The sequence below is a fragment of the Bacillus sp. AFS017336 genome, from assembly GCF_002555445.1.
Taxonomy (GTDB): domain Bacteria; phylum Bacillota; class Bacilli; order Bacillales; family Bacillaceae_G; genus Gottfriedia.
In genome coordinates, this window is the sequence record NZ_NUCO01000004.1 from 23,659 (window position 1) to 38,435 (window position 14,777).

7 protein-coding genes are annotated in these 14,777 nt (G+C 35.6%); all 7 read left to right on the forward strand.

The window, feature by feature from the left end; genetic code table 11:
- Positions 1–104 precede the first annotated feature (104 nt).
- The 7 genes from CN601_RS01940 to CN601_RS27820 all read left to right on the forward strand — a co-directional run bounded on the left by CN601_RS01940 (position 105) and on the right by CN601_RS27820 (position 14,121).
- Positions 105–884 (forward strand): IclR family transcriptional regulator, encoded by a 780-nt coding sequence (locus tag CN601_RS01940; protein ID WP_098169843.1) that lies wholly within the window; start codon positions 105–107, stop codon positions 882–884.
- 389 nt (positions 885–1,273) lie between these two features.
- Complete coding sequence (locus CN601_RS01945) at positions 1,274–2,875, forward strand: OPT/YSL family transporter (RefSeq protein WP_257131583.1); 1,602 nt, start codon at positions 1,274–1,276, stop codon at positions 2,873–2,875.
- A gap of 11 nt (positions 2,876–2,886) precedes the next feature.
- Entirely contained in the window at positions 2,887–3,936 is a 1,050-nt protein-coding gene (locus tag CN601_RS01950) for an S-methyl thiohydantoin desulfurase family protein (RefSeq protein ID WP_098169845.1), read from the forward strand.
- Positions 3,937–3,969: 33 nt separating this feature from the next.
- Positions 3,970–4,914 carry a DUF1177 domain-containing protein gene (locus tag CN601_RS01955; protein ID WP_098169846.1) on the forward strand — a complete coding sequence of 315 codons (945 nt, stop codon included), beginning with the start codon at positions 3,970–3,972 and terminating at the stop codon, positions 4,912–4,914.
- 45 nt (positions 4,915–4,959) lie between these two features.
- Complete coding sequence (locus CN601_RS01960) at positions 4,960–5,631, forward strand: AroM family protein (protein ID WP_179865399.1); 672 nt, start codon at positions 4,960–4,962, stop codon at positions 5,629–5,631.
- A gap of 550 nt (positions 5,632–6,181) precedes the next feature.
- Positions 6,182–10,324, forward strand: coding sequence for a S8 family serine peptidase (locus CN601_RS01965; RefSeq protein ID WP_098169848.1), 4,143 nt, complete (start codon positions 6,182–6,184; stop codon positions 10,322–10,324).
- A gap of 278 nt (positions 10,325–10,602) precedes the next feature.
- Positions 10,603–14,121, forward strand: coding sequence for a S8 family serine peptidase (locus CN601_RS27820; protein ID WP_098169849.1), 3,519 nt, complete (start codon positions 10,603–10,605; stop codon positions 14,119–14,121).
- The last annotated feature ends 656 nt before the right edge of the window (positions 14,122–14,777 follow it).

Consider the following 14,777-nt stretch of genomic DNA (forward strand, 5'->3'; position numbering starts at 1 on the left):
ACTAACTATTCATTTTTTGTTTTATTCTTCCACAAAATACAGTTATAATGGTATTAAAGAATAGAAACTACGGTTCTAATATAGAGACATTAGAGGTGTGCCAAATGCTAAAAACATTAGACAATTCTTTAGAGCTTTTGAAATGTTTTACTAAGCAAAATCCTTCATGGGGCGTTCGAGAGTTATCTAAGGAAATAAATATGAACCATTCAGTCGTTTATAGAATTCTAGCTACTTTTGAGAGCCATGGATTTTTAGCTCAAAACCCAGAAACAAAGAAATACGAACTTGGTATTCGATTTTTAGAATATGGTCATATCGTTCAAGAGAAAATGAATCTTTCTAATTATATTTATCCAATTATGAAAGAGCTTTCAGAGGCAACAGAGGAATCAACTTTTTTAACTTGGCTTGATGGATCAGAAGCCGTTACAGTTGAAATTGCTGAAACTGATAGAAGAATCAAATTTGCAGTTTCTAAAGGAGCGAGAACAATCCTATACGCAGGGGCATCTAGTAAAGTTATGATGGCCTATCTTCCGGAAGAAAAAATAGCAGAAATTATAGATAAGGGATTACAGGCGTTTACTAGTAAGACAATACTAGAGCCTGAAAAGTTGTTAATAGATTTAGAAGAGATTCGTGCAAAAGGTTGGTGTTATTCAATCGGTGAATATTCGGAATCAATCTTCGCATTAGCTGTTCCTCTTTTTAACAGAAAGCAGGAAATCATTGCTTCATTGACAATTGGAGGTCCAGAATATCGTATGCCTGAATCGATTGTTCCTGAAGTATTACCAAAACTTCAGAGAACGGCAGAGAAAATCCAAGGCTATCTATCTCAATACGATTTGGAAAATCAAAATCATTACATACCAAGATAATTCTTTTTTCTTAGCTTTAATTAAAACAAATTACATTCGAATTTAATGTGATACATAAATTAGACCATTATTGGACTGCACTCTCAATTGCTAGGGCAACTAGCGATTGAGGTGCAGTTTTTTTATTTCTATATTTTGTTTACATATTAAAAACAAGAAAACTTCATTACCAATCCTTGGAAGAATATTAATATTGAAAATTTTTAGATTATTATTTATAATTGGTTTATAATTTAAGAAACAGTGTTTCTAATATAGAAACAGTATAAATTGATAAAAATAAAAAGGAGGAATAAACAAAGTAATAACCAAAGAAGACTGAAATTAGAGAATTTTTACAGAAAGAAAAAGTAAATTTATAGCTGGAAATTTAAATGGGGGAATTATCTATGAAAGACACAAAAAAGCATCCAAGTATTTTTGAGCCTTTTGCACTGATTTTCAATATAGTGACGAGCGTTATTGGAGCAATCATTGGAATGCAAATCATTACGACACTTGGCGTTACACCTAGTACATCAATTGTTGGTGCACTTGTTGCGATGCTAGTAGCTAGAATTCCAGGAGCAATGTTCAAAAAGTATAAATCGATTCATCGACAAAATCTTGTTCAAACGTCCATTTCATCAGCGACGTTTGGTGCAGCTAATAGCTTGTTAATTCCAATTGGAATTCCATTCGTCATGGGGAACTCAAAATTAATTGTCCCAATGTTGATTGGTGCTGCGTTAGCAATGTTTGTCGACGCTGCTATTCTTTACAAAATATTTGATTCTAGACTTTTCCCAGCATCTGAAACTTGGGCACCCGGCGTTGCTACAGCTCAATCAATTCTTGCAGGAGATAAAGGCGGAAAACGTGCTGCGCTTTTAGGGATTGGTACTGGAATTGGATTAATAGGTTCTTATTTTAATATTTCAATGTCAGCATTTGGTACAGCATTTATCGGGAATATTTGGGCCCTTTCAATGTTTGGAATTGGACTTATGATTCACCAGTATTCGATTCCTTGGTTCAATTTTGATCTAAATCAACATTACATCGCTCATGGATTTATGATTGGAGCTGGAATTGTAGCATTAGTTCAAGTTTCGTTCCTAATCTTTGGCAAGCAAAAGAAAAGTAATCAGAAACATTCTAAAGCTGTAGAGAATTTAGACGAGAGTAGATTAACTAGACCGATTAAAGAAGCAAGACGTGCATTGGGGTATGGATTTATTGCATATCTGATAATAGCCCTATTAATTGCTATTACTGGAGGTATTATTACAAAAATGTCTCCTGGGATGTTCATAGGATTCTTATTATTTGCGGCTTTTGCAGCATTTGTACATGAATTGATTGTGGGGATTGCTGCTATGCATTCTGGTTGGTTCCCAGCATTTGCCGTTGCATTCATTACACTTTTATTTGGAATGTTAATCGGATTTCCACCTGTAGCACTAGCACTATTAGCAGGATTCAGTGCTGCAACAGGTCCAGCTTTTGCTGATATGGGATATGATCTAAAAACTGGTTACATTCTTCGCGGAAACGGCGAAGACAAAGAGTATGAATTACAAGGAAGAAAACAACAGTACATTACAGGGATGATTTCTTTTGGGGTCGCTCTTTTGACAGTTCTTATCACATATAAAGGTTTTTTCGCACAAGGTTTAGTACCACCAATTGATGCGGTATATGTTTCAACAATTAAAGCAGGTGCATCTCCAGAAGTAGCAAAACAACTTTTACTTTGGGCGATTCCAGGCGCGATTCTTCAATTAATTGGTGGCCCTGGTCGACAATTAGGTGTTTTATTTGCTACCGGATTACTTATTTTAAGTCCAAATGCGTGTTGGGCTGTACTTTTGGGGATTTTAATTCGAGTTATTGTATTGAAAGTAAAAGGTAAAGAAGCTGAAGCTCCAATGAGCATTTTAGCGGCAGGATTTATTGCGGGTGACGCATTGTTCAACTTCTTTAATTCAATGTTCAAAATGAAAAAGTGAGGCGAAATCAAATGACAAAAATAAAATTAGATGAAAAAACAGTGGAATATGTAGTTTATGGAGGCGCAGTCTTAGGCGGTGGCGGCGGTGGCTGGATTGAAGAAGGTCTTAAAATTGGTAAGTTAGCGCTTGAAGTTGGTCAACCGCAACTTCTTACAGTGGACGAGCTTGAAGATGAGGACTTACTTGTAACGGTTTCATTAGTTGGAGCGCCAGCGGCAAAGGATCAATTTGTGAAACCAGTCCATTATGCTCAAGCATTAGAGCTTCTTTCAAAGAAAATTGATAAACCAATTAAAGGAATTATGACAAATGAGAACGGAGCAGGGACCTCAGTAAATGGGTGGTTTCAAAGTGCCGTGACAAATATTCCAGTCATTGATATCCCATGTAATGGACGAGCACATCCAACTGGATCAATGGGCTCGCTAAATTTATCGGAGCTTCCTGATTATGTATCACATCAAGCAGCGATTGGAGGAAAAGAAGAAAACTATGTTGAGGTGAGCATTTCTGGTTCACTTGATAAGACATCAAACATGGTTCGAAAAGCATCAATCGAAGCTGGCGGAGTCGTTGCAGTTGCTAGAAATCCTGTAACTGTCGCTTACGCAAAGCAAAACGGAGCACCAGGAGCAATTATGCAAGCGATGGAAGTTGGGGAAGCATTATTAACTCATCAAGGTGAAGCTGCAATTGATGCGGTTGTCAAAAAGCTAGGTGGGAAAGTTATTACAATAGGAACTGTTACCGATTTTCAACTTGAAACCGCGGGCGGATTTGATGTGGGAACGGTTTGGATCAATGATTCTTATGAATTAACATTTTGGAATGAATATATGACGTTAGAAAAAGATGGTGAGCGTTTCGGTACCTTCCCGGATTTAATTATGACGTTTGATGCAAAAACAGCGAAACCAATTGTATCAGCAGCAATTGAAAAAGGGCAGCATCTTTCAGTAATTGCAGTGCCGAAAGAAAATTTAATTTTAAGCACTACAATGAGCAATGAAAATCTTTTGAGACAAATTGAAGGCATTATTAAAAAATCGGTTCTTTAATACAAATCATATGAATGAGGGGAGGACTTTAAAATGACACTTAAACAAACTCTTACTGTAATTGATACTTTAGATAACGCATATGTAAATGGTGAAAAGGTAAAAGAGTTATTTAACTTATATCCCGACGTTAAAGTAGAAGTAAATACGGTAACGGGACAGCAAGGTAGCACGGATTTTATCAAAATTTTAATTCCAGGGAACGAGGGTAAAACTGCTGGCGGTGCTGCTCCTACTTTCGGAATTGTAGGTAGACTTGGTGGAATTGGTGCACGCCCTAGCAGGATCGGTCTAGTATCTGATGCAGATGGTGCAGTGGCGGCTATTGCTTCTGCGCTAAAATTAGCGGATATGCGAGTAAAAGGGGATGTTTTGAAAGGCGATGTGTATGTAACAACTCATATTTGTCCAGATGCTCCAACTCTTCCACATGAGCCAGTGGACTTTATGGATTCACCTGTTGATATTTTAACAATGAATCAATATGAAGTATTACCTGAAATGGACTTCGTTTTATCGATTGATACGACAAAAGGTAATCGTGTAATTAATCATAAAGGGATTGCGATTTCACCAACCGTAAAAGAAGGATACATTCTTCGTGTGAGTGATGATCTTCTGAGAATTATGGAAATGACTTCGGGACAGCTACCGGTAACTTATCCAATTACAATGCAAGATATAACTCCATATGGAAATGATATCTATCATATTAATTCAATCCTTCAGCCGGCCGTTGCTACTGACTCACCTGTTGTAGGCTTAGCAATTACAGCCCAATCCGCTGTTCCGGGATGTGGTACAGGAGCCAGTCATGAAACAGATATTGCTTTAGCTGCTAGATTTGCAATTGAAGTTGCCAAAGAAACGACAAACGGTTCATGCCAATTTTATGATAAAGCTGAATTTGAGAAAATTATTGAACTCTATGGTTCTATGAAAATCTTACAAACAATGGGGAAAGAAGCTATTCATTGATCATCAAAAATCTTTACATTTGCCTTTTTAATTGGAGTGAAACAAATGACGAAGCTAGGAATGATTACAATAGGTCAAGCACCACGACATGATATGGCATCAGTTATCGATAAATATATAGACGGACGTTCTGAATTAGTTCAGGTTGGAGTGTTGGATGGTTTAACGAAAGAATCAATTGAAGAGCAATTGTCACCAAACTCTGGCGATTATATATTAACTACTCGATTGATCAATGGTGATTCTGTTGTGATGTCGAGAGAGAAAATGCAATCCGTTATGCAGGAAAAAGTTTACCAGCTGGAAAAAATGGGGATAAACCAAATTCTGCTTCTTTGTACGGGGGAATTTCCAGGGCTACAAACAAATACATCCTATTTAATTGAACCAGATCAAATTATTCCAGCTGCAGTCAAGGCAATACTTGGTCAACGTCGATTAGGTGTAATCATCCCTTTGGCCGAACAAGTAGATAGTATAATGAATAAGTTTTCTAAGTTTGGGATGTGTCCTCATATTACAATTGCTTCTCCATATAAGAATGATTTGAAAAACTACGAAAAAGCAGCAAATGAACTGAAAGATAAAGTGGATCTTATTTTACTAGATTGTATGGCATACTCAGAACAGTCAAGAGAAATAGTTTCGCAATTAACGGGTCTCCCAGTTATCGTTTCAAATGTCATTATGGCAAAGTTAGTTTCAGAAATGATCTAATCGATAGGATTATTTAATAAAAAAACGCTATTCTTTCTCATGGAGGAATAGCGTTTTTTTACAACTTCGACTTTGCTTAAATACTTCGCCTTTAGTTTCATAAAAGTTTAATTTAGTTTTATTTAATTAGACTAAATCAAAAATAGGAATACCGAGAATTCGTCAACTTATTATAGAAAATGAAAAAAATGTAAAAATTTACCGGATTTTATTTAGCGGAAATTTATTAAAGATTTACTAGAACTTTCTCAAAAAGTTAATAGATTAGTAATTTAAATCGTATATAATTGCAGTAAAAACCTATAGAAAACGCCAATCTACCAGAAGACTAGAGATTGGCGTTTTTTATTTGAAGAAGGTCAGTTTATATTAATTAAACTTACAATCTTATACAAATCTTCTTGTTGAATATTATCGATTAATATTTGGTATGTTGAAAGGTTTTGTTAAAATTTCAAATAAATCAATTCTCATTATAATGTGATTATAATTTTAAGAAAATTCATAATAACCTAACTATTCATGTTAGCGAAGGGAGACGCACGACTCAATGAAGCAAAAGAGAAACAATAAAAGAAAAAATGCTTTTAACGTAGTAATGAGCTTAGGAGTAATTTTAGGAACAGTCACTCCAATTAGTTATCATTCTGTCGTAAAAGCAGAAACAAGTACAAAAACTGAAGATGTTTTAACTCATCTTACGGATGAGCAACGTTCTGCATTGAGAAATATACAGTTAAATAATAGCTCAGGTCTTAAACTTGATCCAAATGTGGATTTAAGCAGTGAGAAAGACATTTCCGTTATAGTTGAATTCAAACAAAAACCCGAAAAAGTTGCACAGTTAGAAGCAGAGATTAATGGGAAAAGCTTATCAGCAAGTAAGGCTAGAAGTTTAAGAGATGGTAATCAAGCAACATTTCAGCAAGATTTAAAATCGATTTTTAAAGAGGATATACAAAAAAAGAAAGCTTCATTTAAGGTCAAACGAATTTATAAGAATGCTTTTAATGGGGTGGCTATGACCTTGCCTGCAAATAAGGTCAAGAGCTTGTTGTCATCTGATGCTGTTAAGTCTATTTGGAGCGATAAGATAGTACAACTTGATCTGCCAAAAGAAGAAAATACAACGAAAGATGCAGAATCTCCTATAAACATCCCAGGCGGAAACTCGTATCTGGGTGTTGATAAATTACATGATGAGGGATATACAGGTAAAGGCATAAAAGTTGGAGTCATTGATACAGGCATTGACTATAATCATCCTGATTTAAAAGATGCCTACAAAGGTGGGTATGACTTTGTAGATAATGATAATGATCCAATGGAAACGACCTATACGGATTGGAAGAATTCTAAAAAAGCCGAAACTTCTAATGGATCAACTTATTATACAGAACACGGAACTCATGTATCTGGCATTATTGCTGGGCGTGGCAAAAATAATAGCGAGTATGCGACGACAGGTGTAGCACCGGATGCTGACCTTTATGTGTATCGTGTTCTTGGTCCATATGGTTCAGGATCGAGCGATGCGATTTTATCTGGAATTGATAAGGCTGTAGTCGATGGGATGGACGTTATCAACCTATCTTTAGGAGCTACTGTTAATGATCCGCTATTTCCAACAAGTATGGCAGTCAATTATGCCGTTTTAAGTGGTGTAACGGCGGTTGTAGCAGCAGGGAATTCTGGTAGTGATTTATATACTCTAGGCTCACCGGGTGCTGCTGCATTACCTTTGTCAGTAGGAGCAAGTGATGTACCGATTGATATGGAAACATTCACAATCTCGATGCGAGGCGAAAGTACCAAACAAGCTCATTTACGTTTGATGGCAAAAGCATACTCAGATAATATACCTGAATTAAAAGGCAAATCATTTCCACTTGTAGATGTTGGAGTTGGTAGCTCAAGCAATTATGTAGGGAAAGATGTAAAAGGGAAGTTTGTACTTGTCGCACGAGGTTCAGTTACTTTACAAGATAAGGTGAAGTTTGCACAGCTAAAGGGAGCAGCTGGTATTTTAATGTATAATGACAATCCAGACGAAGGGCTTATTCCTTTTTATTTAGGAGAAGGTACAACCAATATCCCAACATTCTCGTTATCGAATGCTGAAGGATTAGAGTTATTAAAAAACGTACAAGCAGGGAATGCATCTTTTACATTTACTGAAATGGGTAAAGGAACAATAGATGGAGACACATTAGCAGATTTCAGTTCTCGTGGACCGTCTCGTATTAATTATGATATTAAGCCTGAGGTAGTGGCACCTGGTGTTTCGATCATGTCAACTGTACCTTCTTATATAAATAGTAAAGATAATCAAAGTAATTACCAATACGCTTATCAAAGATTATCTGGGACTTCAATGGCATCACCTTATACAGCAGGTGTTGCAGCAGTGATGTTGCAAGCGAATCCAAATTTACAACCTGAAGATGTTAAGTCAATCATTATGAATACAGCAGATGAATTGAAAAAACCATACAGCGTATTTGAAGTAGGTGCTGGTCGAATTAACCCATATAAAGCCGTACATACTGGAATGGAAATTCAAGTGTTTGATAAGACACCGATCATTAGTATTGGAGAAGAAACAAACATTCAAGAAAAAATAGGAGGGATTAGTTTCGGTTCCTTTGGAGCATCAGGAAATGATATTTTAGATAGTCGTAAAGTTGTCCTTTCAAATTTGGAAAGTGAGAATAAGACTTTTAATGTAGATGTACAATTTCAAACCGGAGTAAGAGACTCAAAAGATGCTGAAAAAAACGATGTTCATGTTATCACTGATTCGGAGATTAAAGTAAAAGGAAACAATCAAAAGCAGGCGAAGGTATCAATTTTTGTTCCGAAAACGGCTGAGAACGGTACATATGAAGGATATGTAGTTTATACAAATAAAGCAAATCCAAATGAGACTTATAAGGTTCCATTTGCAATTCGAGTTGTTGAAGAGGGAATGGGAGGTTTAACATTCGTCAATCCATCTATGTCGACGATGCCAAATGGAGCAAGTCAAATTTACAAAACTAATTTACAGTTTGAATTTAGTGTAAAGTCTCATATGAAAGTGATCGATGCAGTGTTAGTGGATGGTAAATCAGGCAAAGACCTTGGATACATTGGTCAACTTGATGGAATGGCAGTCAATGAAAATATAGACTATGGCTGGCTAGATTATGATGGATCATATAAGCCATTTACTGGAAATAAAAATCAGCCAATCTCAGATAAAGTAGTCTATGCCAAGCAAGGTTATTACAAGTTTAAATTAATCGGTACAAATGATCATGGAAAAACATTTTCAATTGAGAGGGATTTCTTCGTAGATAACACGAATCCAGACTTTCAAACTAATATTGAGGATAAAAAGGTAATTGAATACCCTGCAAATCAAACGTCTTATCCAATTAAGGCAACAGTTATTGATCATGAAGTAGCAGAAATGCAGACACTTGGTTTTAATATTGATCAATCTAATAACAAGGTAGGATTTACATACTCTGGATTTACAGGTTTCCCAGACACTGTAAAGCAAGTAGATAAAAATGGACAATTGGAATATGACCTACCTCTTGATAATCGTAAAGATGTTATTACTGCGTTTATAGATGGACTTGATGCAGCAAATAATCGGAAAAACCGTACAACCGTTTACTTCTTGAAGGAAGGTACCCCATATGTAACAGGTGACTTGGACAAAAAAGTAGTCAGAACAGGCGATACAGTGAAATATTCACTAACTGTCCAAAACCTGAAGGATTTAAAGGAAGCGAAATTTACAATGAAAATTGATCCTAAGCAAGTAGAAATTGTAAATGTACAAGCGCGTCCTGAAATCTCAAAATATAGTTCAATCAATATAAATCATGTCTCAAATCCAATAAATGGTGGAACTTATATGGACGAAGTGTATACATTGACGATGGATGGAACTCACGAGGTGAGCGGTGATATTCCAATGATCGATGTGTATTTGAAAGTAAAAGATGGAAGTCAGTTGGATCAAACTGGGTTCTTGACTTTTAATACTCTTCTAACAGATCAAACCGGAAAATGGGTATTTGCTCAGCCTTTCTTTGACTACAATGCTATTCAAGTAGCTCAAACTAAATCAATTGTAACAGGTAGGATTGTTTCCCAAGGGCTACTCACTGAAGACAATGTATGGAATTCAGCTTTAGATTATTCGAAAATAGGCGGAAAGATAAGTTTAGTAGATTCACAAGGAACCACACTCGAACAAAATTTAAATGCTAACAGTTCGTACAGTTTTGGTAATGTGCCATTGAACGATAAAGGATACACTGTGGCAGTTGATATACCTGGGCATTTCACATATTACGATACGGTTGATACTACAACTAAAAAAGGTGATTTGCTTGCTGGATTAAACACATCTGTGAGTGATGCGTATGTTATTGCAGGGGATGTAAACAAAGATAATGTTATTGATGTGTTAGATGCTGAGTATATTAGAACCTATTGGGGAACAAACAAACGTGCTGCAGATATCAATTTCGATGGGGTTGTAAATGAAAAAGATATGAAACTCGTACAATTAAACTATTTAAAGCAAAATTCAACTTTAGAATACTTACATCCTGGCTCAACACCAGAGGCAAAGAAAAAATATAAAGGTGACACTTTGGAATCCATTATGAGTGAACTTGGAATGCAATAAATAGATAAGAGTATTCAATCAAGTGACTGGTTCAATGGTTAATTACTATTCGATCATTGAACTAGCCTTACTTGATTGGTCTTAATACTAAAAGACCTTAATTTATTTTCGAAATTAGGAAAATAGTCTAGAAATATAGTTCTGAAAATTCAGTAAATAAACTGTGGTTACATAGAGTTATCCTTTCAAGTTGGAGATTGTTGAAGCCTATAAATTTCTAACCTTGAAGTTAACATAAATAATAATTAAAGAGATTACGAGGGGAGAGTTTAGAGTTTATGAGTAATAGCAAGAAATTTCCATTCCGAGTTATTACAGCAACGACATTAGCAGCAATGTTTTTGACTACTCCAGGATACGCACAAATTACAAAAGGGAATCAACCAAATAGTTCTCAAGTTAATGAGAATGTACAAGGTAGTTTGAAAAATTATTTAACGAATCTCAACAAAGAAGCAGTTCAAGCTTCTGACAAATCAGTTTATAAAAATATGAGTGAAAATAGCTCAAAAGTTTATGATACTAATGAGAAGGTGCGTGTAATTGTTGAAGTTCAAGACCCAGAACAAGCTACACAAACGAAAACTAAGTTAAGTAAAAAAACTTTGATGAAACAAAAACAAGATGATGTTGTTTCTAAAATGGCAAAAAAGAAATTGAATCCGAAGATTAGACATCGTTTTTATGATGGATTTAACGGATTTAGTTTTGATACAGAATACAAAAATATTAAAGAACTAGAGGCAACTCCTGGTGTAACAAATGTACATATTGCAAGAACTTATGAGCAAACAATGAAAACGAGTAAAGAGTTAGTACAGGCTCAAAGTGTTTGGGAGAAGTATGGTTATCAAGGTGAAGGGCTAGTTGTTGGTGTGGTTGATTCAGGTATAGACTATACGCATCAAGATATGACCCTAACTGAAAAGGGAAAACAAAAAGAGAAGCTGACTCAAAGTAATATTCAAAGTAAGTTTTCTGAAACTCCTGTTAATGAACAGTGGTATACTGACAAAGTTCCAACTGGTTATGATTGGGCCGATAATGATACAGACGTTATACCTCGTGGTGTAAACGGAAATCCTCATGGTACACATGTTTCAGGTACAATTGGAGCAAATGGTGATGAAGAAAATGATGGTGTATTAGGAATTGCACCAGGTGTTCAGCTGTTAGCTGAAAAGGTTTTCTCTGACAAAGGTGGAGGGGCATTCGAAGACGATATTATTGCAGGAATTGACCATGCTGTTGCAATGGGAGCAGATGTTATTAATATGAGTCTTGGTACTGATTCAGGATTCGTTGGTGAAGATAAAGATCCAATTCAAAAAGCTATACGCGAAGCGACAGAACATGGAACTCTAGTTGTTGTTGCAGGCGGAAACGCAGCATATAGTACAAAGAATAGTATCATTGCCTCTTCTACTCAACCGTATGCAGATAATCCTGATATTGGGACTGTAGGGGAACCAGGGGTTAGTCCTTTTGCTTTGTCTGTAGCTTCCTATGAAAATACTAATTATGAATTAAATACATTGGCAGAAGACAATGGCTTAAAACTTCCATATCAAGATCAAACACAATATAATTTCAAACTTTCTAGAGTACTTTCTCCTAACGAAAGTTATGAACTAGTTTATGTAGGTGAAGGATTTAAAGATGAACATTATGCTGGAAAAGATGTAAATGGAAAAATAGTAGTCTTTAAGCCAAATACATCTTATTCAACTTACTCTTCAATGCAATCTCAAGCTAAAAAGCGAGGAGCAAAGGCCGTCATTTTAGTTCCAGCTTCTAATATGGCTGATTATCCATACGTAAACTTCGGAAGTAATCTTACTCCTGCGGCAACAACTAGTAAGGAAGCAGGGGATGCTTTAATTAATAAATTAACAAGTGGACAAGTTGTCAAAATGAAATTAACGAAAGCAACTTGGGTTGATAACCCTGCAAGAGATACGATGTCTTATTTCTCTTCATACGGTGCTCCAACAACTTTAGACTTTAAACCAGAAATCTCAGCACCAGGTGGGAAAATTTATTCAACTACTCCTGGAAATGAATATGAGGTAATGAGCGGTACTTCAATGGCTACGCCACACGTAGCAGGTGGAGCTGCGTTAATTCTACAATCGTTGTACGAAAAAGGGCTTACACATTCAGAAGATACAGCATTAAAAGCAAAAGTTGCTTTAATGAATACAGCTAAAGTGGTCATGGATCCTAAAACGAACAACGAGATTCCATATTCTCCTCGTATTCAAGGGTCTGGATTAATGCAAATACAAAATGCAATTAAAACACCTGTCATTATAACAAGGAAAAATACACCACTTGAACAGGCAGGAGCAGTTGCATTAAAAGAAATTAAAAATGACCGTGCAACCTTCAACTTAAATGTAGAATCACTTCAAACAGAAAAAGCAAAAGATGAATACGAATACACTGTAGATATAGACTTATTAACTGATGGAATAGATACAAAACAATTTGATTTTGATGGCGATGGAACTTTAGATTCGAAAGACTATTTATCACTGAAAAGTAAGCGTGTTGAAGGTGCATCGATCTATGTAAATGGAGAGGAACTTACAGGAAGTACGACTTTAAAAATTAAAGCAGGACAAATGAAAAACTTGAAAGTAGAAATTCGTTTACCAAGAACAATGAGGAAAAATGAATTTGTTGAAGGATTTGTACGCCTCATACCAACAGGGAAAAATAGTGATTCAGCTGTTCCTTTAACAGTTCCTTATATGGGCTTTAATGGTGAGTGGGATTCCCTTAATAATATTGATCCTGCAGCTTGGGATCGAAAAGATGCGTTTTTAGGCTATACAGCACTATGGGATGATGAAGGTGCATCAGTACCTATGGGCTATGATACGAAAACAGGAAAATTTAATATGAATGAAATCACTACATCTCCAAATTCAATACTTAAAGGGGTCTTCCCATCATTTACTGCATTTAGAAACTTAGCAAAAGCGGAAATGTATATTGAAAATGCCAAAGGAAAGGTCATTAGATATTTAGGTGATTTTAGTGAGTATAATAATGGCATTCCTTTGCCTATCCGAAAGAATATTATTTCTGCGAGTAGAATGTACACCGGCTATAATTGGGATTCGAAAGATGATAACGGGAGTACAGTCAGTGATGGCATGTACAACTTTGTTATCAAAACGACTTTAGACTATCCAAACGCAAAACCGCAAAAAGTGAAGCTACCAGTTAATGTTGATTCAGTTGGACCGAAAGTATCAAATGTACAAGTTAAGCCAAAAGATAGCCAATACGAAATTTCATTTGATGCAGTAGATAATGAAAATGGCTCAGGGTTTTATGGTTCAATTATCTGGGTTAATGGTAAATCTATGTCACTACCACCTGGAGCAACGTCAACTTTAGTAACTGAAGAACCAAAAAGCGTCGTTGTTATGGGAATTGATCACGCAATGAATATAAGCTATAAAGTATGGGGAGATCCTAGCTATATTACGTCTAGTATGCTAGTTAGTGCATTCAATGTTTCACCGAGTGCGAATTTAACTTCGAGTAAAGTTGCTCAAATTAATGGATTTGCTAATACTCGCATAAATTGGACGGTTAATGTGAAGGATGCGAGTGGTAAAGTAGTCGAGAGCATTGATGTGAAAAACGAACATGAAATGCATCTAAAATGGTCTCCAGATGCAAGCTTAGCTAGTGGAACGTATTATATTTCTGCTGATGCAGTTGATAAAGAAGGATTTAAAGTAACGACTAAAACAGTAGCGGTTACTGTTGTTAAATAAGTTAAGAGAGAGGATATCCAAAAAGTGGGTATCCTCGTTTTTATTTTAATAGGAAATATCAGAAGAAGAGGAGTTGAAAAAGTCAAGGTTTCTAATAAGTAATGAGAAACTGCAAATATTGGACGAGGTGCAAATAAGAAAGTTGGACGTTCAAATAAAACTGTGAAAGGTGCGAATAAGTAATCAGAAACTGCAAATAAAGGTTGAAGTGCAAATAAAAAGAGCGAATCTGCAAATAAAATTAGTGAAACTGCAATTAAAAATAACAAAACTGCAAATAAAATTAGCGAAACTGCAATTAAATTTCCTAGAATCAGAGATTAGATACGATATTACCTATACCGGTAAGGATATCTGCCCTTAATCATTATTCAAAGTAGAAACACGAATCAATAAATTGCTCTAATTCTTTCGAAACTGACTAAAAAACTGAAGAAATCTACTAAATATCCATAAATATGAACTATAAAATCAGATCTAACTGAAAAATGTTTCTAATATACCCTGCACTTGCACAAACTAGCACTGCAAAGGTGGAGAGTAGTTCAAGTTTAACAAAGAAAAAACCTACATTTAGTATGTAGGTCCTTAATGTTTATTTTATGTTTACATTGTATTTTAGGGAAGAGGACAGTAAAAATAAATCTCTGCAAAAG